The organism is Gemmatimonas sp. (genome assembly GCF_044344655.1).
Lineage (GTDB): Bacteria > Gemmatimonadota > Gemmatimonadetes > Gemmatimonadales > Gemmatimonadaceae > Gemmatimonas.
The window spans coordinates 117,615-136,229 of the sequence record NZ_JBIJCN010000001.1; the positions used below are offsets into that span (position 1 = coordinate 117,615).

At 68.2% G+C, this 18,615-nt stretch carries 21 protein-coding genes; 5 read left to right on the forward strand and 16 right to left on the reverse strand.

Going from position 1 to position 18,615, the window contains the following annotated elements; all coding sequences use genetic code 11:
* Window position 1: 1 nt before the first annotated feature.
* The 6 genes from ACIQ51_RS00605 to ACIQ51_RS00630 form a co-directional block, all read right to left on the reverse strand.
* Window positions 2–1,156 carry a cystathionine gamma-lyase gene (locus tag ACIQ51_RS00605; RefSeq protein WP_396203053.1) on the reverse strand — a complete coding sequence of 385 codons (1,155 nt, stop codon included), beginning with the start codon at window positions 1,154–1,156 and terminating at the stop codon, window positions 2–4.
* 14 nt (window positions 1,157–1,170) lie between these two features.
* On the reverse strand, window positions 1,171–1,368 hold the full coding sequence (locus ACIQ51_RS00610; RefSeq protein ID WP_396203054.1) for a Trm112 family protein: 198 nt from the start codon (window positions 1,366–1,368) through the stop codon (window positions 1,171–1,173).
* A 34-nt stretch (window positions 1,369–1,402) separates the two neighbouring features.
* Window positions 1,403–1,930 carry a molybdopterin adenylyltransferase gene (gene mog, locus ACIQ51_RS00615; RefSeq protein WP_396203055.1) on the reverse strand — a complete coding sequence of 176 codons (528 nt, stop codon included), beginning with the start codon at window positions 1,928–1,930 and terminating at the stop codon, window positions 1,403–1,405.
* Between the two features lie 9 nt (window positions 1,931–1,939).
* Window positions 1,940–2,692, reverse strand: a complete 753-nt coding sequence (locus ACIQ51_RS00620; protein WP_396203056.1) for a FecR family protein — start codon at window positions 2,690–2,692, stop codon at window positions 1,940–1,942.
* A gap of 10 nt (window positions 2,693–2,702) precedes the next feature.
* Complete coding sequence (locus ACIQ51_RS00625) at window positions 2,703–3,302, reverse strand: phosphoglycerate mutase family protein (RefSeq protein ID WP_396203057.1); 600 nt, start codon at window positions 3,300–3,302, stop codon at window positions 2,703–2,705.
* Window positions 3,303–3,464: 162 nt separating this feature from the next.
* Window positions 3,465–4,346 carry a methylated-DNA--[protein]-cysteine S-methyltransferase gene (locus ACIQ51_RS00630; RefSeq protein WP_396203058.1) on the reverse strand — a complete coding sequence of 294 codons (882 nt, stop codon included), beginning with the start codon at window positions 4,344–4,346 and terminating at the stop codon, window positions 3,465–3,467.
* A 159-nt stretch (window positions 4,347–4,505) separates the two neighbouring features.
* On the opposite strand from ACIQ51_RS00630, the gene ACIQ51_RS00635 reads away from it, so the two are divergent.
* Both ACIQ51_RS00635 and ACIQ51_RS00640 read left to right on the forward strand, forming a co-directional pair.
* Window positions 4,506–5,615 carry a saccharopine dehydrogenase family protein gene (locus tag ACIQ51_RS00635; RefSeq protein ID WP_396203059.1) on the forward strand — a complete coding sequence of 370 codons (1,110 nt, stop codon included), beginning with the start codon at window positions 4,506–4,508 and terminating at the stop codon, window positions 5,613–5,615.
* A 45-nt stretch (window positions 5,616–5,660) separates the two neighbouring features.
* Complete coding sequence (locus ACIQ51_RS00640) at window positions 5,661–7,286, forward strand: serine hydrolase domain-containing protein (RefSeq protein WP_396203060.1); 1,626 nt, start codon at window positions 5,661–5,663, stop codon at window positions 7,284–7,286.
* A gap of 15 nt (window positions 7,287–7,301) precedes the next feature.
* Here the strand turns inward: ACIQ51_RS00640 and ACIQ51_RS00645 are convergent, their stop codons facing one another.
* The 7 genes from ACIQ51_RS00645 to ACIQ51_RS00675 all read right to left on the reverse strand — a co-directional run bounded on the left by ACIQ51_RS00645 (window position 7,302) and on the right by ACIQ51_RS00675 (window position 13,725).
* Window positions 7,302–7,754, reverse strand: a complete 453-nt coding sequence (locus ACIQ51_RS00645) for a GyrI-like domain-containing protein (protein ID WP_396203061.1) — start codon at window positions 7,752–7,754, stop codon at window positions 7,302–7,304.
* 47 nt (window positions 7,755–7,801) lie between these two features.
* Window positions 7,802–8,947, reverse strand: a complete 1,146-nt coding sequence (locus ACIQ51_RS00650) for an ADP-ribosylglycohydrolase family protein (RefSeq protein WP_396203062.1) — start codon at window positions 8,945–8,947, stop codon at window positions 7,802–7,804.
* A 78-nt stretch (window positions 8,948–9,025) separates the two neighbouring features.
* Window positions 9,026–9,274 carry a DUF1289 domain-containing protein gene (locus ACIQ51_RS00655; protein WP_396203063.1) on the reverse strand — a complete coding sequence of 83 codons (249 nt, stop codon included), beginning with the start codon at window positions 9,272–9,274 and terminating at the stop codon, window positions 9,026–9,028.
* A 69-nt stretch (window positions 9,275–9,343) separates the two neighbouring features.
* Window positions 9,344–10,249 carry a hypothetical protein gene (locus ACIQ51_RS00660; protein WP_396203064.1) on the reverse strand — a complete coding sequence of 302 codons (906 nt, stop codon included), beginning with the start codon at window positions 10,247–10,249 and terminating at the stop codon, window positions 9,344–9,346.
* A 393-nt stretch (window positions 10,250–10,642) separates the two neighbouring features.
* Window positions 10,643–12,616: an LVIVD repeat-containing protein gene (locus tag ACIQ51_RS00665; protein WP_396203065.1), complete on the reverse strand. Its 1,974-nt coding sequence runs from the start codon at window positions 12,614–12,616 to the stop codon at window positions 10,643–10,645.
* A 31-nt stretch (window positions 12,617–12,647) separates the two neighbouring features.
* A complete protein-coding gene (locus ACIQ51_RS00670; RefSeq protein ID WP_396203066.1) occupies window positions 12,648–13,379 on the reverse strand; it encodes a DUF305 domain-containing protein in 732 nt (243 codons plus the stop codon).
* 79 nt (window positions 13,380–13,458) lie between these two features.
* Window positions 13,459–13,725 (reverse strand): hypothetical protein, encoded by a 267-nt coding sequence (locus ACIQ51_RS00675; protein ID WP_396203067.1) that lies wholly within the window; start codon window positions 13,723–13,725, stop codon window positions 13,459–13,461.
* 66 nt (window positions 13,726–13,791) lie between these two features.
* Here ACIQ51_RS00675 and ACIQ51_RS00680 point away from each other — a divergent pair, with 66 nt between their 5' ends.
* The 3 genes from ACIQ51_RS00680 to ACIQ51_RS00690 are packed head-to-tail and all read left to right on the forward strand — an operon-like array spanning window position 13,792 to window position 15,873.
* Window positions 13,792–14,157, forward strand: a complete 366-nt coding sequence (locus ACIQ51_RS00680; RefSeq protein WP_396203068.1) for a TIGR04076 family protein — start codon at window positions 13,792–13,794, stop codon at window positions 14,155–14,157.
* Window positions 14,154–15,245, forward strand: a complete 1,092-nt coding sequence (locus tag ACIQ51_RS00685) for an aldo/keto reductase (RefSeq protein ID WP_396203069.1) — start codon at window positions 14,154–14,156, stop codon at window positions 15,243–15,245. Before ACIQ51_RS00680 ends, ACIQ51_RS00685 begins: the two co-directional genes overlap by 4 nt.
* A gap of 49 nt (window positions 15,246–15,294) precedes the next feature.
* On the forward strand, window positions 15,295–15,873 hold the full coding sequence (locus ACIQ51_RS00690; protein WP_396203070.1) for a hypothetical protein: 579 nt from the start codon (window positions 15,295–15,297) through the stop codon (window positions 15,871–15,873).
* A 26-nt stretch (window positions 15,874–15,899) separates the two neighbouring features.
* Here the strand turns inward: ACIQ51_RS00690 and ACIQ51_RS00695 are convergent, their stop codons facing one another.
* The 3 genes from ACIQ51_RS00695 to ACIQ51_RS00705 all read right to left on the reverse strand — a co-directional run bounded on the left by ACIQ51_RS00695 (window position 15,900) and on the right by ACIQ51_RS00705 (window position 18,521).
* The gene (locus tag ACIQ51_RS00695; RefSeq protein ID WP_396203071.1) at window positions 15,900–16,478 is read right to left on the reverse strand and encodes a hypothetical protein; all 579 of its coding nucleotides are present in this window, start codon (window positions 16,476–16,478) and stop codon (window positions 15,900–15,902) included.
* 66 nt (window positions 16,479–16,544) lie between these two features.
* Window positions 16,545–17,816, reverse strand: a complete 1,272-nt coding sequence (locus ACIQ51_RS00700; protein WP_396203072.1) for a glycosyltransferase — start codon at window positions 17,814–17,816, stop codon at window positions 16,545–16,547.
* A gap of 48 nt (window positions 17,817–17,864) precedes the next feature.
* Window positions 17,865–18,521, reverse strand: coding sequence for a superoxide dismutase (locus tag ACIQ51_RS00705; RefSeq protein WP_396203146.1), 657 nt, complete (start codon window positions 18,519–18,521; stop codon window positions 17,865–17,867).
* Window positions 18,522–18,615: the final 94 nt, after the last annotated feature.

Here is an 18,615-nt window from a genome sequence, read left to right on the forward strand (position 1 = left end):
CTCAGGTGAGTGCCGCGGCAATGTCGGCCATGAGGTCGTCCACGTCCTCGAGGCCGATGCTCATGCGCACGAAGCCTTCCGGTACCACGTCACCACCCCATCGGGCGCGTCGCTCGGCACTCGTGTGCACGCCACCGAACGAGGTGGCCTCGTAGATCAGCTGCGACTTCGCGAAGAAACGTTCGACTGCCGCCGCCGATGCGAGCTCGAAGCTCAACACGCCGCCGTACGCGCGCATCTGCTTCGTGGCGACGGCATGCGACGGATCGCCGGGCAGGCCGGGATACCGAACCCCGCGCACGCCATCGCACTGCGCCAGAAACTCCGCCACCGCCATCGCCGAGCGACACTGCTGCATGAGCCGCACATGCAACGTGGCGAGCGACCGGTGCGCGAGCCATGCCTCCATCGGTCCCGCGATTACCCCCATCCGCGTACGCCAGAGACGCAGGCGTTCGATCAGCGCCGGATCGCGTGCCGCCACATGACCGAGCACCAGATCGGCGTGTCCCGTCATGGCTTTCGTGTCGGACACCACGCACAGGTCGGCCCCGAGCGCGAGTGGCTGCTGCAACAGCGGCGTGACGGTGGTGTTGTCGACGGCCACGAGCGCCCCGATCTCATGCGCGCGCGCGCTGAGCTGGGCGATGTCGCACACATCGAGCGCCGGATTGGTCGGCGACTCCAGCCAGAGCAGCGACACCCCACGATCGGCATGCTCGTCGAGCGCGCGCAGCAGCGCATCGCCACGCGACGGCGCCTGCACCACGGTGATGTGCTGCGCGGCGAACCAGGCGCCGTCGAATTCCTGCGTGGCGATCACGCGCGTGGTGTAGTACGAGTCCGACGGCATCACGACCGTGCTGCCAGGCGTTGCCATCGTGGCCAGCACCGCCGCGGTTGCGGCCATGCCGCTCGGAAAGAGTAGACACGGCCCGCCCTCGAGTTCAGCGAGCGCCGCTTCGTAATGGGTCCACGAGGGATTGTGGAAGCGCCCGTACGTGTACGCCGACAGCGACGGATCACCGGGCGCGTGATACGGCGCGGCAAAGACGGGGCCGGGGAGATACGGCGTGCCGGCCTGCTTATCGGGAAGACCGGCACGTACCACACGGGTGGCGCCGTGCCACAGATCGTTGGCGGAGTGGCTGCTCATCGCGTATCGCCCACTCAGGCGGCGGGAGGATACAGGGCGTCGTCGAGCGGCTCCGCTTCCTCGATCAGCATCACGGGGATGCCGTCCTGGACCTTGTACACGAGGCGGCTCTCGCGACAGACGAGCACTTCCGGCGGCCCCGCGTGGTACTCGAGTGGCGCCTTGCTCTTGGGGCAAACGAGGATCTTCAGCAGTTCGGGGGCGAGGCTCATGGGCAACTCGACGAAACGAGGGGAGAAAACACGCTCAGGTGGACTGCGGCCGATGCGACCGCGGCGCCGCATCGGTGAACTGCAGGCGCGGCCCACCCAGCAGCTCCACACAGTATGGCACCGCCGGCCAGACGGCGCGCAGACACTCTTCGATGGCGCCGGGCTTCCCCGGCAGATTGATGATCAGCGAGGCGCCGCGGGTCCCCGCGATCTGTCGTGACAGGATCGCGGTGGGGACCGACTTGAGGCTCTCGGCGCGCATCGCCTCGCCGAATCCCGGTAACAGCCGGTCGCACACCGCCACCGTGGCCTCCGGTGTCACGTCGCGCGGCGCGGGACCGGTACCACCGGTGGTCACGATCAGCGAACAGCGCACCTCGTCGGCCAGTTCGCGCAGCGCCGCTTCGATCGCCGGCTGCTCGTCGGGCACGAGGCGATACGCGTCGGTCCAGGGCGTGGCCAACCAGCGCGAGCACACGTCGCGGATCGCGGGCCCGGATCGGTCGTCGTACACCCCGCTCGAGGCGCGGTCGGAGATGGTCACGATTCCAAGGGTGAGCATCCCGATAAGCTACCGCATCAACGCCCTCGATACGAACCAGCGGCCATCGCGGAACTCCACACGCGCCCCCGTCATCGCCGCCAGTTGGTCCACGATCTCGTCGGGCGTGCCGGATTCGAAGGCCGCGGTCAGCCGACGCGTTGCCAGATCGGCATCCACAACGATTGTCCGCCCGGTCCAGCGCTCCAGCCGTTCCACGACCGCGGTGAGCGGTTCCTCGTGAAAGAGCAGGGCACCGCTGGTCCAGGCAAGGCTACCACGTGCGTCGGTCGCCGACAGCCGCTCTACCTGCCCAGTGCTGTCCACGAGCTGGGCTTCCCCCTCATGCAGCACCGTTCGGGCACGGCTGACCTGCACCATTCCCTGCGTGACGGAGACGAGCAGCCGACCGGCGACCGTTCGAAGCACGAACGCCGTGCCCAGGTCCTCCACGTCCACCCCGTTGCCGTGGACGATGAATGGCGCCGTGCCGGGCGCGTCGGCGGCGGCCACCGTAAACAGCGCTTCCCCCGTCAGCTCCAACTCCCGCGAATCCGCCCCGAAGGCACCGCGACTACGGAGCCGACTCCCGGGGGCCAGCACCACTTCGGAGCCATCGGACAACACCACGGTGCGCATCCCCTGCCCCGCCGGTACGGCCTGATCCACCTTCGCGGCGTCGGCTGAGGCATCACCCCACAGGTGCGGGCGCTCGGTCCAGAGCACGATGCCCGACACCGCCAACAGACCCGCCCCGGCGACCGTCCACCCCCGACGCTGCATGCGCACTCTCTCAGCGCGGGGTCATGCCCGCGCACCGATCGGCACCCACGGCATCGGGCGCGCCGTAGTGCGCCTTCACCACCTGCGTCTTGCTGCCCGACGTGCCGGGCGTCACCAGGAACATCGTGGCGTAGCTGGCGTCACAGAGGTCGGGGAGCGTCGTGCCCGCCAACGCGTTCACGATGGCCGGAATGGTGTTGGAGTGCCCCACCACCAGTACCACCCCCTTGGCCTGCATGATCGCCGCCGCAGCGTTCTTCACGTGCTGGGCATCGAGGCCGATCACCGTGGGCGTCACGCCAGTGCGCTGCTGCACCACCGCCGCCGTCTCCACCGTGCGCTTGCGCACACTCACCACGATCGTGGACGGCGTGCTGTGCGCCAACGCGGCATCGAGCGCGTTGGCGCGTGCCACCCCCGCCTCGCTCAGCGACGGGTCGTCAGCCGGCGCCGGCTGCTTTTCGCCATGACGCACAAGCACCACCAGCGATGGCTGCGCCGATGCCATCCGCGGCGCCAGCGCACCACCCAGAAGCATCGTGCCCACCAGAATGAGGCGCATTGCGCTCGGCAGGCGGCGCGGCAGGGCAAACGCAGGGATACGGGGCATCGATGACTCCTGAACGGGCTGCGGCACGCGCTGGTGCCCCCGCACCACGTGGGCGCGTGGTGACCGGACCCTCCTGCGCGGCCGCCATGTATTGGCGCCGGCATCTGCGCCGGCAACGAGCACCTGCAATCTAGCCCCCGGCCAGCACCCGCAATACGCCCACTACCCGTTGTGCACTCCGACCGGCGACCCGTCACCGCGCTCCCATGCCAACAACATCCGTTTGCGCTCGAGCCCCCAGCGGTAGCCGCCGAGTGAGCCATCGGCGCGCAGCGCACGATGACAGGGAATGAGCACGGCGATACGGTTGGCCCCGCATGCCGTCCCCACGGCCCGCACCGCGTCAGGGTGACCGATCGCAGCCGCGATCTCGCCGTAACTCACCACCGTGCCCGACTTCACGCTCAGCAGAAAGCGCCACACCTTGATCTGAAATGCGGTCCCCCGGATGTCGAGCGGTAACTCGGGGCGCGGCGCCCGCTGCACCACGTGCGCATCGAGCGCGTCCATCCAGGCATCGAGCGGCTCCCGCGCGCTCTCCGTGGCGGGCACAATCAGCGCCCTGGGGAAAGTGTCGTACAGGCGGGCCACGAGCACATCGCCGTCGTCACCGAACTCCACCTGACAAACGCCGCGCGCCGTCGCCGCCAGCAGCAGCTGCCCGAAGGCCGTCCCACGCACGGCATACGTGATCTGCTCTCCCGCGCCGCCTGCGCGGTAGGCCGACGGTGTCATGCCCAGCGTCTCGGCCACGTGCTCGTACATGCGGCTGGTGGACCCATAGCCCGCCTCGAACGTTGCCGAGAGGACGGCATCGCCCTCGCGCAGCCGCGCCTTGAACTGTTCGAGCCGACGCGCCGCCTGATATTGCCGAGGACTCACGCCCACCACCGCGGTGAAGGTGCGCTGGAAGTGGTGCGCGCTCATCGCCGCTTCGTCTGCCAGCGCGGCGAGCGGGAGTGGCCGGTCGGCGTTGGCGTCGATATAGGCCGCCATGCGCTGCATACGATCGATGAGCTCGGCGGATGGTGCGCGTGTGGGCATGCGGAAAGCGACGAATGGACCAACGGCAACACATGGGAACGAGCGTATGGAACGCGACTGCGGCAACCACGCTGGGTGCCTGCCTATACGCAACAGCGAGGACCCCACGTTCACACTCCGAATCGTGCGCAATTGGCGGAATCTCGCATATTGGTCCGTATGCTGCTCATCTATGGCGCCAACGGCTACACGGGACGACTGGTCGTGGAGGAGTGCGTGCGACGCGGCATCCGGCCCATTCTGGCCGGCCGGCAGCGCGCGGTCCTCGAGCCGCTCGCCCTCGCCTACGGCCTCGACGTCCGCGTGTCCGCCCTGACCGCTGCACACTCGGCCGGGCCGCGACCCACACCCCACGGCACCCTTCCCGCGTCACCCTCGGCAGAGCTGCTGGCGATCCTCGAGGGAATTACCGTGGTGCTGCACTGCGCCGGCCCGTTCGTGCACACGAGTGCCATCATGGTGCAGGCCTGCCTTGCCGCCGGCGCGCACTACCTCGATATCACCGGCGAGATCAGCGTGTTCGAGGCCTGCCGGCAACAGGACCTGGCCGCCCGCCAACGGGGAACGGTGGTACTGCCGGGCGTGGGATTCGACGTGGTGCCCACCGACTGCCTGGCCATGCGACTCGCGGAAGCGCTGCCCGGCGGATCGTTGCTGGAGCTCGCATTCGCCGGCGGTGGCGGTGTCAGTCGCGGCACACTCAAGACGATGCTGCTCAACGGAAGCGGCGGAGCGATCCGACGGGAGGGGACGATCGTCCCGGTGCCCACGGCGTGGCGCACCCGCACCATTCCCTTCCACGATCGGCCGCGCACCGCCGTCACCATCCCATGGGGCGACGTGAGCACGGCGCAGTGGTCCACGCGCATTCCCACCATTCATACCTACATCGCGCTGCCCACCGCCGCCCGCATCGGCATGCGGCTACAATCGGTGGCACAGCCGCTGCTCCACCTGCCCGGCCTACGCCGCTTCCTCGAACGGCAGATCGACCGGCGGGTAGCCGGCCCCGATGCCGTCGCCCGTTCGCGTGCGACGATGCAGCTCTGGGGACGCGTCACGCACCCCGATGGACGATGCATCGAAGGCACCGCCGTTACCCCCGAGGGTTACCGCTTCACCGCCCTCGCCGCCGTCGAAAGTGCCCGCCGTCTGCTCAGTACGCCCCCCGCGCCCGGCTACCACACCCCGGCCACGGCGTTTGGCTCGCACTTTCTCGAAAGTCTGCCCGAATGCCGCGTCACCCTGGGCCCCATCGCCCGCGGATGATCGCCCACGAGTTGACGCGCCGCGACCGACGGTGCAGTTCATGACATGCCCAATGCCACCCTGCCCGCACCGCGACCAGCGCCTGCGATCCGCATCGCGCGGTCACTGCTGCTCGCCGCCACGACCTTGCCGTCGCTCGCGGCGGCACAGTCCAGCATTGCACCACCCCCGTCGTTCGACGATCCCGATCGCCTCGGCAAGCTGACGCGCGCCATCCCCGCGGTGGACAGCGTGATGCGCGCGTTCATGACGCGCAGCCGCGTTCCGGGAATCGCCTACGGCATCATCGTGGATGGCAGGCTGTTGCACGTGGCGGCCCACGGCATCCGTCACCTCCCCGACAGCGCCCGCGTGGACACCAGCTCGGTGTTCCGCATCGCCAGCATGACGAAGAGCTTCACGGCCCTCGCCATCCTGCAGCTGCGGGACGCGGGCACGCTGTCGCTCGACGACCCAGCCGAACGCTATGTGCCGGAGCTGCGTCAGCTGCGCTACGCGACGACCGACGCGCGGCACATCACCGTGCGCGACCTCCTCTCGCACGCCGCCGGATTCCCCGAAGACAATCCGTGGGGTGATCAGCAGCTCGATGCCAGCGACGACGATCTCGCGCGCATGATCCGGAGCGGCATCCCGTTCTCCAACACCCCGGGCGTCGCGTACGAATACAGCAACTTCGGTTTCGCCATCCTCGGACGCATCATCGTGAACGTGAGCGGCATGCCCTATGCGCGCTATATCCGCGAGAAGGTGCTGCTGCCACTCGGCATGACCAGCACCACGATGGAGGCGCGCACCGTGCCGCCCACGCGACTCGCCCATGGGTACCGGCTGCAGGATGGTCGGTGGCTCGAGGAACCACCACTCGCTGACGGATCGTTCGGCGCCATGGGCGGCATGCTCACCAGCAGCGCCGACCTCAGTCGTTGGGTGGGGCTCATGCTGAGTGCGTGGCCAGCACGCGACGGCGCCGAGTCACCGGTGCTCAAGCGATCGTCGCTGCGCGAGATGCAGCAGATCTGGCGCTTCGCCGGCGCCACGGCGTCGCAGAGCACCGCGGGGACGCTGTCCCTCAATGCCGGCGGCTATGCCTATGGGTTACGGGTGGCGCAGACCTGTCTGTTCAATCAGATCGTCTCTCACAGCGGCGGCCTGCCGGGCTTCGGCTCGCAGATGCGGTGGCTCCCCGAGCAGGGCGTGGGGATCATCGCGCTTGGCAACCTCACGTATACCGGCTGGGGTGCCCCCCTCGACGCCGCCTTCGACGTGCTGGCGAAGAGCGGTGGGCTCACCGCTCGCACGGTGCGCCCGTCGCCGGTGCTGACGGCCATGCAAGGCAAGGTCACGCGCTTGGTGACGGATGGTTGGGCGCAGCCACTCGCCGATAGCATCGCCGCGATGAATCTGTTCCGCGACGAAAGCGGCGTGCGCCGCGGCGCGGCGATCGCGCGGCTCGTGCAGGCCGCCGGCGGCAACTGCCGCCCCGATGGGGCGCTCTGGGCCGAGAATGCGCTGCGCGGTGAGTGGAAGCTGGCGTGCAGCACGGGCGCACTGCGGGTGCGCATCACGCTTGCACCGACCGAACCCGCGCGCGTTCAGGAGTTCGGCGTGTTCCCGATGCCTGCGGATGCCCGCGTGGGCGCCGCACCGGTGTGCCGACAGCCGTCCTGAACCGGACGGCCGAACTCACCCCTGCACGCGCGACTCCCGCACCGGCAGCCAGATCTCGCACTGCATCCGTTCGTCGTAGCGCTCGAAGTTGGGCATATGCGCATCTTCCCACCGACCGTTGCTCGCGAGCCAGTGCATTGCCCGTCCCCACGTGGCAGGGATGTCATGCGGCGGGCCCACGTGGGGGAATACGGCGCATAGCATGTCAGGAACCCGCAGACGCCCCGTGCCCTCGGGTACCTCATCGAACGACGACACCTCCACCGCGCACATGTACTCCAGGCGCTGCGTGGCGGCGTCGAAGGAGCAGGTCACGCCGTAGGTTACCGCCTGCGTCTGGCGCAGCGGCGTGGCGTGGAACGCCTCCCACTGCGCAGGGACCTGCTGTGGTGCCGCCTGTAGATCGTGATGACAGCGAAGCCCCGCCAGCAGCATCGCGGAGCACGGTTCGAAGCGGGGGTCAGTCATCCGCTCAAGTTACCGGTGACCCGCGCGACGCGGGAGTCGCCACGATGTCAGACGGGCGGATGCAACGCCTTCCATTCTGTCCCGTCCTGATGCTCGATGGCCACGTCTTCGGCCATGCGAGTGATCACCTCGCGGAGCTCGAGTTGCTCGAGCCACCGGGGCGGGATGATCTCGTGACCGTGGATGAGCCCCAGCAGCTGCCCGGTCAGAGCCCCCACCGTGTCGCTATCCCCGCTGTGGTTCACGGCCAGACAGACGGCCGCCTCGAACGCGTCGGCTGTGGGCTCCGGATGACACATCGCACAGAAGAGCCCGAGCGCCAGCGCCTCGTGCACCATGCGCCCCGAACCAATCTGCTCCACGTCGTACCACGACGGCGTCACCCCGGCATAGCGGACCTCGTCGGCACGTTTGACCGCCAACCACACCCACTCACACACCTGGCGCTGGCCAAGGACGGGTTGCGCGCGCGCCGTGGCCACCGTGATGGCGTCACGGATGGACACGCCACCCATGAGATTGAAAACGATTTCCGCCAACACGCCGGCCGCGACATAGCTGGTGGGATGGCCGTGCGTGATCGCGGCAACCTCCGACCCCAGACGGAAGGGGCTGTCGTTGGTGAGCATACCCGCCGGAGTGGCTCGCACCAGGCACATACTGCTGCGCGAGTCGTTGATGCGGTCCTCCGGCGTGCCGAGCGCCCGCTTTTTGAGGGCGGTCAGCACCGTACGGTCCGGGGAGCGCTCCACCCACAGCTCCGGCACATCCAGCAGCCAGCCGCGCGCCGTTTCGAGATGCGCCGGCAGCGGACCGATATGTCGCTGCGTGAGTAACCACCGCCGGTACGCGTTGCGGATGATCAGCGGTGGATAGCTCTGGCGATAGTTGTGGCTCTGCACCCGCACGCGAAGCAGCGCTTCGGCGGTGAACAGGGTCAGCTGCGTATCGTCGGTGATGGCGCCGAGCGTGCCGTGCAGCGGAATGAAGTCGTGGAGGCCATCCGCACCGAACTCGGCGGTAATCTCCTTCCGCGTACGGAATTCGAGCGGGCCACCGAGCGCATCACCCACGGCTCCGCCGAGGAACGCACCGAGCACCCGGCTACGACGCGAGACCACGCTGGGCGGCACATCAAGTGGCTTGCGCGGGCCATACTCGTGCGCCGCGAAAGGCTGGTCGTACAATGACATCAATGCACTCTCAGTAACGGTTGAGCAATACACGGCGAGGGAGGGGAATCCTGCGAGGGGAACCCTGCCGTGGTGATCTCACCGATTGTCGCCGTGACCGCGAAAATTCAGACGCCGATTCACCGCTCGCCGTTCGTCGGCGGTCATGGTTGACCACCTCGCCACCTCGTGGCGCGTTCGCCCACAGCCGTGACAGCGATCGTGCAGATCGAGCTGACACACCTTGATGCAGGGCGAGGTGGTGGGAAATGCGTGAAGCGGCGGTTGTGATGCTGAATGATCGGACACCAACGACACTCCGGTTGGAACGACATCGGGAGACTCCACCCCATTATGCGTCGCCCGTCAAGAGCGAATTCACGCACGCACGACGAAGAGTAGCGCCGGAGCGACCAATCAGGAGGAGGCGGACGTCATGGGATGTGCGGCGCTGGCCGGTCTCGCGCGCGACAGCTCACGGAGCGCCCGAATGCAATCGGCTCCGAGCTCACGTCCATGTGCGGCGGCGGCCGCAATGAGTGTATCCGTGTGCGAAAGCCGTGGCCGCCACGGCGCTTTCATTTCGGGGGCGATCACGCCCAGTCCGTCTTCACGCGACACCGGAATGACCCTGACCGCATGCGACCATTCGGGCCCGGCATCGGGCGTTGCACCGCCGCGTTCGGCGATATGCCAGATCAGCTCGTTTGACAGTCCCGTGCGTTGACGTAGCCCGTCCAGGGGAACCGGTGCACCGCCCCATGGCTGCACCGCACGTCCGCGGCGAGCGGCAAGGTAGAGCATCGAATGGATCCACTCGAGCATCGTCGGACCATGACCCAGTACCGCCTGCGGCACGCTCCACGGCGGGAGGTGCAGGTCCAACTCTTCGCAGTAGGCCATGAGCACGGTCACGATCGGCGCCGCGGTCATCACCGGAAGCGACGGCAGCAGGTCAGCGACCCCCTGCAGCGCCGACGCACTTGCCCGCAGCGCTCCCCAGTTGGTCTGGCTCAGGTTGAATGGGGGCAGCAACAGGTCGCGCGCGCGCACCTTGTAGCACGACGAGGGCGGATCACTGAACCGCTGGACCGTGATGGGAATGCCGATCGAGCGCAACCCTTTTTTGTCGTGCTCGAACTTTCGGCCGGCCGATCGCGTAGGCTCGCCCACACGGGTACTGGTGGTGTAGCCAGCCACCCGCCGAAGCGCTTCGGCGGCAGTAATGCCCCGATGCATCGACACCATCTGATACGTGAGCTGCAGCATGCGGAGCGCGCGATCCACGGCGCGGGTCACCGGGACGGTAATCGCCGTGCTCATCGGTTACCCGCACGGCGCGGTTCCGAGACGTTGTCGCGCACCGCAACGCACACGGCAACGCATACAGCAACGCATACAGCAATGCGCAGGCCCACACACGAAGGTGTGCCCAAGGTGGCGAGCGCCGAGGCGTCCGCGTGATGTCGAAAAGGGATCAGCATTGCTGAGTGCGCATGCTAACCTCGCACTCTGACAATCTTTTTCTTTTCTTCATCTTCGACTCAACACCTGCCGAGTCGCATTGACGTCACGTTTACCACGTGTCGTCACAATCCAATTTCCGAAACGCATGGTTGTGGAGACAGCGGCGCCCGCATCCCATGATGCAAAACGGCGGGGCGCATTCGCATGCGCCCCGCCGTCATTCGCACCGCCACAACCGACCGCAGCGAATTACATCGCCGGCAGCTGAAGATCCTGCAGCGCCTTCTTGAGCAAGTCGGTCTTCTGGCCGTCGCAGCCACGCGCCCCCTCCGCCGCCTGCACCGCCGACGTGAGCGCCGCGTTGCGCGCCGCACCGCTGGCCTTCTCGGCCGCGGCGATCTGCGCACGGATTGCAGTCACCGCCGGCGCCGCGCAGCCCTTGCGCTCGAGCTGGTCCGTGAAGGCCTTCGCCAGCGGGAAGCTGGGTGGCCACGAGATCTTCGGCTGCCCCTGCGCGTTCAGCTGGTCCCACTTCACCGTGTTCGCCGCGTCGATCTCGTTCTGCGAGATGTACTGGCTGGGCACGAGCTGGGCCACGTCCATGCCGCGCGCGATCTCCGAGCTGACGATGTTGCCGTTGTACCAGTACACCGACCACGAGCCACCCTGCACCATGCGCGACCCGTCAATCGGACCACGATCGAAGCTGGCGATTTCCTTCGGGTTCTTCGTGTCGGTCCAATCGAACACCGAGATGCCGCCCTGGTACCACGATTGCACCATCACGTCGCGTCCCGGAATCGGGATGAGCGACCCGTTGTGCGCCACGCAGTTCTCGTTCGACGTCTGGTACGTGGGAATCTTGTAGTAGCTGCGGAACTGCAGCTTCTTCTTTCCCGTCGACGGATCGTTCACGATGTCGAAGATCGCGTTGGCGCCCCACTCCGGCTTGTCGCCTTCGCGGCACTTCGGCGCGCCGCCACCGCCCCACTCGTCGCTGAACAGCATCGCCGTGCCGTCGTTGTTGAACGTCGCCGAGTGCCAGTACGCGAAGTTCGAGTCGGCCGCGGCATCGAGACGCACCGGGTTCACCGGGTTGCTGATGTCGAGCAGCAGGCCATGGCCTTCGCACGCGCCGCCGGCCAGGCCGAGCGACGGATACACGGTGATGTCATGGCACTGCGAGCCTTCCGCGCCACGGCGGCCACCCGGCGCCGCGCTGGCGAACATCTGGTTCACCGCCGCCTGCACCCCGGTGCGCACCGACGCGCTGTCCGCCGCGCTCACCGCGGTGGCGCCACGCGCCTTCGCCGCCTGATCGAGCAGACCACGCACCAGCTGCGCCGGTGCGACCATCTCGGCACCCGACTGCGGGTTCTTCACGATGAACGCCCCGGCCGCACGCTGCTCCGCGATCTGGCGCGCCGCGGCGGCCTTGTCGGCATCCGAGAGGCCATGGCTCGGCGGAGCGCTCAGACCGGCGAAGATGTTGGCACGGCCGACGACCGCCGCCTTGGCGGGATCAGCGAGCGGCACCTTGATGATTTCGATACGCAGACGCGAGGAGTTCGGATCGCTCGCGGCGAGATCACCAGCGCACCCTTCGAGCTCGGTGCTCGGACGGATTCCCGATGAACCCGACACGTAGATGTAGACGTTCTCGCGATCCTTCGGATCTTCGAGCACCGTGTGGGTATGCGACCCGCGGCACGTCTGCACGTTGGCGACGAGCTTCGGCTCCTTGATGTTGCTGATATCGAAGATGCGCACGCCACGCATGCGCTCCTTGCTCACCGCCTCGCGCACGCCGCCGGGCTTGCAGTCGATGCGGCCGTTCTGCGCCTCGGCCGACATGAACATGAGGTTCTTGTACACCGACACGTCGTTCTGCGACGCGGGGCACTCGTACGCCACCACGAGCTTGGGGCTCGACGGGTTGCTGATGTCCCACACCACGGGGCCGTTGTAATTGCCCTGAATGACGTAGTTCCCGGTGAACGCGAGGTCCGAGTTGGTGATGCCGAGGAAACCGTTCGGCGAAACGGCCTTGCCGACCACCTTCAAGTTGGACTGGAACTCGCCGGCGTCGAAGAGGCCGGCCTTCAGCGAGTTACGCGGATCGGCTGCCGGATTGGGCGCCGTGGACGGCTGCTTGGCCGGCGAGCACGCGGCGAGCACAAGGGCGGCACCGGCCAGGGCGACGCGAGTGGGAGAGGGCATCATGCGGTAGGGAGGTTGGTGGGAAGGTTGGAGCTCACTGCGGCGGAATCCAGCCACGTTCCAGCATCATGGTCATCATGCGCTTGATTTCGGTGCTCTGGTCCACCTCGACATCGTTGGCGAACTTGAACACCGTTTCGTCCTGCCCGGCGCCATCCTGCGAGAACAGCTGTTTCACCATGGTCACGGCACCACGGTGGTGCAGGATCATGAAGGTGAGGAAGAGCCGGTCGAAATCGGGGCCGCGCGCCGCATCGAGCTCCTTGAGCTGGGCGTCGGTCAACATGCCGGGCATGACCATACCGGGCATCGCCATCCCGCCGCCCATGTCGTGACCCATGTGCGCGTGCATGTCGTGCCCACCGGCGGCGCCCGGCATCGTCACCGCGCCGGTGCTGTCCACGATGGGCACCGGCTGGAGGCGATCCTTGAGCCACGTCTGCATGAGGGTGATCTCGTCGGTCTGCGCATTGATGATGCGCGCCGTGAGCCGCTGCACGGCCGCATCGGCCCCGTGCGACGGAGCCCAGCGCGAAATCACGATCGCCTGCGCATGGTGGTGGATCATCCCGGCCATGAAATCGATGTCGCCCTTCGTGTACGGATAGCGAAGGCTGTCGGCACGGGCCCGCGCGATGGCGCCGGCGTCGCCCATCTGGAAGCGGGGACCGGACGCCACGGATGACGTGGCGCTCGCACACCCCTGCAGGAGGGCCGAGCAGAGCAGGCCGGAGGCCAGAACCAGTGTACGGGAGGGGACGGACATGAGTCGAATGGCCAGATGGGGCGGGAACGGAAACGGCGGTTCGCGTCCCCGTGATTCAACGCACTGTGGTGCCGGAATGCTAGCGGTTTCGCGCCGCGGCCGCCTCACGGCGACGGCGCTCACTGCCGCAGGTGATGGCTTTCGAGAAGCGGGAGCGGGGCTTGAGGATGTACCCGTCCGCCAGCTGGCTGTCGCCCGGCGTCTGGGCCAGGCCATAGCGCGGGGGGCAGGGCGCCCAGAGGGCGTCGTCCATGGCGGTCGTGACCGGCTCGGGAACCCCCCGAAACAGCCACCATACGGTAACCATGGCAATCGCCAAGAAGAGCCCGCTGACCAGCCGCGTCATGGCACGAAGGAAGTGGGGCGCACGAAGGGCTGGACCATAACGCCCGTAACCTACACGTTGCTGCACATGACCACGCCCCCCCGCGACGACCTGTTCACCCTCTTCGACCTGCGGGTCGAGACGATTGCCACCGACCGGCCCATGGTGTGCAATCACCCTGCCGGCAGCGGGTTCACCCTGCGCGGGGAAAACCTCGAGTTCCCCCCGGGGCAGACGTTTCCGCTGTACCCGCTGGCGGCGCTGCTGCCCCTGCTGCCAGCCAAGCAGCGCCCCACGCACCCCAACGACTGGATGACCACCGACGCCGAGATTGCCTGCCCCGATCCGTTCTGCGGGGGGCGTTTCCGGATTACCCGCATCGGCACCACCACGTTCCGCCACGCCGACGTGACACTCGTGCCGCTGCCCCCCGAACCGGTCGAGACCACGTGACGCCCCCGACCGCGATGCCCACGGTGCCTCGGCGGGTCTTGGCCCCGGGCTATGACGTGCCGCGACTTATCAAGGGAGGTTGGCAGCTGGCCGGCGGCCACGGGGAGATCGAGCACGATGCCGCCATCGCCGACATGATGGCCTTCGCGCGGGCGGGCATCACCGCCTTCGACTGCGCCGACATCTACACGGGCGTGGAAGCCCTGATCGGGGACTTTCTCCGCGAATGGCGGCACAGCACGCCCCCCGACGGCACCGCACCGACGGTGCGCGTGCACACCAAGTGTGTCCCCGACCGGAGTGCGCTCCCCAGCCTCTCCCGCGCCGATATCGAAAGGCTCGTGGATCGTTCGCTGCAGCGACTCGGGGTGGAGCAGCTGGACCTCGTGCAGTTCCATTGGTGGGACTACACCGTACCCGGGTGGCTGGAGGCGGCAGTGCACCTCGGTGATCTCGCGCGCGCCGGCAAGATCCGCCATGTGGGGCTCACCAACTTCGACACCCCCCGCGTGGCCGCGATCGTGCAGGCCGGTGTCCCGGTGCTCACGCATCAGGTCCAACTGTCGCTTCTCGACCGTCGCCCGCTGGGGAGCATGGCCTCGCTCTGTGCCCAGCACGGGATCGGCCTGCTCACCTACGGGGCCCTCGCCGGTGGCTTCTTCCACGAGCGATGGCTCGGCGCCCCCGAACCACAGACACCGCTCGAGAACCGATCGCTGGTCAAGTACAAGCTGATCATCGACGAATTCGGCGGCTGGGCGGCATTCCAGTCACTGCTGCACACACTCGCCGGCATTGCCCGCGCCCACGGCGCCACGATTGGCGCGATTGCCCTGCGTGCCGTGCTCGACGAACCGGCGGTCTCCTCCGTCATCGTTGGCGCCCGCCACGCCCACCACCTGCCTGCCACCCTCGACGCGATACGCATCACGCTGACGCCCGAGGACCGGCGGGCGATCGATGCCCACCTCGCGGACGCGCCCGGACCGCGGGGTGATGTGTACACGCTCGAACGGGATCCGGCCGGTCCGCATGCCGGCATCATGCGCTACAACCTCAACACCACGGCGGGCCCCGCGGGGCACTGAAGCGGTCGAGTCCGGCGACGTGCTGGCACCTTCATCTGCCCTTCGGCGTATGACTGTGGCACCGGTCGAGGCAGGGCCGATCACCACACGAGGGGGCGTGATGCAACAGGGACGCGGACAATTCTGCCGGACGCTCGGGGTGCTCACCCTCCTCGTCCCCTCAGTGCTTGCCGCACAGGGCACGCGCGGACCGACCGTGCCCGAACGACTCCCCGCCTATCGCCTGCTCGATCAGTTCAACCGGTTGGTCACCGATTCGGCGCTCGTCCGCCGCGCCTCGGTGATCATCGTGGCCGGCCGCACGGGAGCCGAAGCGGCCGAACGGTGGACCCAGCGCATCCGCGCGGCGCTCACCCCCAGCGGACCCAGCGTCATTCCCGTGGCCGATCTCGCCGGTGCCCCGCGACTCCTGCGTGGGTTGATCCGTGGCATGTTTCCGCGCGACTCCAGTGCGGCGGTCGCGCTCGATTGGGAGGGGGTCATTGGTCGCCCCATCCGCGGAGACCGGGCCCCGCTTATTGCCGCGGTCTACGGCGCCGATGGTCGGCTTCGCGCATGGATGACGCTGTCGACCAAGACCGAGGACCAGGTCACTCTGCAGCGGATCGTCGCGCTCGCCAACCTCTGACGAGGGGCCGGCCGGCGACGGGCGCTTCACCGCCGGTCCACCTCGTCCTGTCGTGCCCGCGCCAGCGCCCAGTCCACCACCGGCGCCACATCCCGGTCGGGCAGCGCCAGCGATGCCAGGGCACGCGCGATCACCGGCGCCCCGAGATCGGGCGGCAGCGCCTCGCCGAAGGCCAGCTCCGCACGCCGGCACAGGCGCTCCTCACGCGCCATGTCGCGGTCGCCGTCCGGCGCGCCCTGCCGCACCCGCTCACGAAAGGCGTGCACGCGCGCATGCACCCCCTCGTGCAGGATACTCGACGCCACCGGTGCGGCCGAGATATCGCGGCGCGCGAGGAAGGTGAGCTCGGTGAGGATCACCCGCTCCGCCGGCAGGAAGGCGCCCCGCGTAGGAAAGCGCTCGACCCGGATCCCGCGGATGTCGCGGACCAGATGACGAAACCGATGCGGCTGATACGTCATCGCCAGCGTCAGCGCTTCGTCGAGGCGCTGCAGCACGGCAGACGAGTCGATGTCAGCTCGGCTGCTGCGCAGCTCCACGGGGATGCCGTGCAGCTGCAGCGGCGTGGGACGCGCCGTTCGGATCCATCGATCGAGCCAGGACATGTCGGCAAAGATATGCCGCGCCGCCGGTCGGATGGCGTGACCCGCCGGTACGCGGTTGAGGCACCCTCACCCCGGTGTCAGCAAGGCGGCCTCGATCACATCGCAGGCCAGCGGCAGACCGGGATCCTGCGCCACCTGCGCGGCAACCTCGCCCGCACGGGCGGCGTAGCGCGGATCGGCCAGCAACTGCTCGAGCTCGCGCGCCACACGCGCCGCCTTGTAGGCCCCGGGGTAGACCGTCCGCGCGAGCCCCAGGCGCGTGAGTCGCCACGCGTTGTCGGGCTGATCGTTGGCGTGCGGCACGGCTAGCATCGGTCGCCCGGCGCGTAATGCCGTGCCGGTCGTGCCGATCCCGCAGGCATGCACCACAGCGGCGGCGTGCGGAAAGAGCAGCGTGTGCGGTGCCCCGTCCACCGCCAGCACCGTGGGCGGCAGCACACCCGTCAGCCGTTCGGTGGCCTTTCCCGCCAACAGAATCGCGCGCGCGCCGAGCCGCGAGACCGCTGCCGCGCTCTCGTCCCAGAAGGTCCCGTCGAGCTGGACCGCTGCCGAGCCAAGCGTGAATACGATCGGTGCGGGCCCCTCGCGGAGAAAGGCCGCAACCGCCGGGTCGAGCACCTGCCCGTAGTGCGCATCGTACGGCAGTTGCCCGGTGATGGTCACATTGGGCGGATAGTCGGGATACGGCCCCCCGAACACCCTGGAATACAGCGCCAGCACGCCGGCGGGCGCGTGCTGCCCGTCGAACATGGGGTTGTCGCTGCGCCCCAACCCCAGGGAGGCGCGGAAGGCCTGCACCGGCTCCATCCAGCGCGAGGCCACCTGCCGCCCGCCGGCCGCCACCCAGTCGGCCAATCGCACGTGCCACGCCCAGGGCAGATGACGAAGCCACGGCGTCATCGGCGGAAGGATCGGATCGTAGGCCGACATGAAGTTGAGCGGCGCCAAGACCGTGGAGATCCACCGGATCCCCGTCTGCTCCGCCACGATCGGTGCCGCGAGCGCCGCCGGATGGCTCACCAGCAGATCGGCGCCCTGCACGGCGGCCATGAGTCGCGCGTGCGCATCGGGGAGCGCCGGAATGAGCACCTCGCGAAAGATCGTTTCGGCACCGCGCCGCGGGTGCATACACTGGACCACCAGATCACGATCGAGATCCGGGTCGGCATCGGGGGCCGCCGGCGCGAAGCCCAGCCCCGCCGCGCGGATGATCCCTGCGTAGAACTCTGGCATGCACAGCACCACGTCGTGGCCGCGCGCACGCAGTCCCGCGCCCAGCGCCAGGTACGGATTGAGGTCGCCGTGCGAGCCCCACGTGGTGATGACGATGCGAGACATCGGGGTGGTGCGTGAACCGGTGAGGAGAACGGGGCCGCGGCTGGCGGCTCACTCCACCTGGGCGCCGGCCACGTCCCAGTTGATGCGCGTGAGCATCGCGTCCACGTAGTCGGCGCGCCGGTTCTGGTACTTGAGGTAGTACGCGTGCTCCCACACGTCGATCCCCACGATCGGCAACTCCCCCTCGAGCAGCGGCGAATCCTGATTGGGGAGACCGCGCACGGCAAGACGACTGGTGGCTGTCTTCACGAGCCACGACCAGCCGCTACCGAACTGCCCCACCGCCGCCGTCTTGAGCGCGGCATTGAGCGCGGCGAGCGAGCCGAAGTCGCGCGTGATCATGTCGGCCAGCTTCCCCGTGGGCGCGGCCGCCGAGGCGGCACCCGGGGCCAGCAGGTTCCAGAACAGCGCGTGGTTGGCGTGGCCTCCGCCGTTGTTGCGGATGGCCGTCTGCACCGCGGCGGGCCAGCGACGCAGCCCCATGAGCAGCTCACCGAGCGTGTACTGGTGCAGCGTGGCCTGCGTTTCGAGCGCCTTATTGAGATTCGTCACGTACGCCGCGTGATGACGGTCGTGATGAATCCCCATGGTCTGCGCATCAACCGCCGGTTCCACCGCGTTGGTCGCATACGGCAGTGGCGGCAGCGTGAACGGGTACTTCTGATTGAGCACCGCGTCGGGCGCGACGGGCAGCCCCCCGTTCATCGACGCCGCCGATGCGATCCCGGCGGGGATGACGCTCGACACGGCCACTCCCGCCACCACCCCGGCGCTCTGCTGCAGGAAACCACGACGGTCC

Coding starts and splice junctions, on each gene's coding strand:
- ACIQ51_RS00605 (WP_396203053.1), bottom strand. CDS start 1,156: ATGAGCAGCCACTCCGCCAACGATCTGTGGCACGGCGCCACCCGTGTG.
- ACIQ51_RS00610 (WP_396203054.1), bottom strand. CDS start 1,368: ATGAGCCTCGCCCCCGAACTGCTGAAGATCCTCGTTTGCCCCAAGAGC.
- mog (WP_396203055.1), bottom strand. CDS start 1,930: ATGCTCACCCTTGGAATCGTGACCATCTCCGACCGCGCCTCGAGCGGG.
- ACIQ51_RS00620 (WP_396203056.1), bottom strand. CDS start 2,692: ATGCAGCGTCGGGGGTGGACGGTCGCCGGGGCGGGTCTGTTGGCGGTG.
- ACIQ51_RS00625 (WP_396203057.1), bottom strand. CDS start 3,302: ATGCCCCGTATCCCTGCGTTTGCCCTGCCGCGCCGCCTGCCGAGCGCA.
- ACIQ51_RS00630 (WP_396203058.1), bottom strand. CDS start 4,346: ATGCCCACACGCGCACCATCCGCCGAGCTCATCGATCGTATGCAGCGC.
- ACIQ51_RS00635 (WP_396203059.1), top strand. CDS start 4,506: ATGCTGCTCATCTATGGCGCCAACGGCTACACGGGACGACTGGTCGTG.
- ACIQ51_RS00640 (WP_396203060.1), top strand. CDS start 5,661: ATGCCCAATGCCACCCTGCCCGCACCGCGACCAGCGCCTGCGATCCGC.
- ACIQ51_RS00645 (WP_396203061.1), bottom strand. CDS start 7,754: ATGACTGACCCCCGCTTCGAACCGTGCTCCGCGATGCTGCTGGCGGGG.
- ACIQ51_RS00650 (WP_396203062.1), bottom strand. CDS start 8,947: ATGTCATTGTACGACCAGCCTTTCGCGGCGCACGAGTATGGCCCGCGC.
- ACIQ51_RS00660 (WP_396203064.1), bottom strand. CDS start 10,249: ATGAGCACGGCGATTACCGTCCCGGTGACCCGCGCCGTGGATCGCGCG.
- ACIQ51_RS00665 (WP_396203065.1), bottom strand. CDS start 12,616: ATGATGCCCTCTCCCACTCGCGTCGCCCTGGCCGGTGCCGCCCTTGTG.
- ACIQ51_RS00670 (WP_396203066.1), bottom strand. CDS start 13,379: ATGTCCGTCCCCTCCCGTACACTGGTTCTGGCCTCCGGCCTGCTCTGC.
- ACIQ51_RS00675 (WP_396203067.1), bottom strand. CDS start 13,725: ATGACGCGGCTGGTCAGCGGGCTCTTCTTGGCGATTGCCATGGTTACC.
- ACIQ51_RS00680 (WP_396203068.1), top strand. CDS start 13,792: ATGACCACGCCCCCCCGCGACGACCTGTTCACCCTCTTCGACCTGCGG.
- ACIQ51_RS00690 (WP_396203070.1), top strand. CDS start 15,295: ATGACTGTGGCACCGGTCGAGGCAGGGCCGATCACCACACGAGGGGGC.
- ACIQ51_RS00695 (WP_396203071.1), bottom strand. CDS start 16,478: ATGTCCTGGCTCGATCGATGGATCCGAACGGCGCGTCCCACGCCGCTG.
- ACIQ51_RS00700 (WP_396203072.1), bottom strand. CDS start 17,816: ATGTCTCGCATCGTCATCACCACGTGGGGCTCGCACGGCGACCTCAAT.
- ACIQ51_RS00705 (WP_396203146.1), bottom strand. CDS start 18,521: ATGAACGGGGGGCTGCCCGTCGCGCCCGACGCGGTGCTCAATCAGAAG.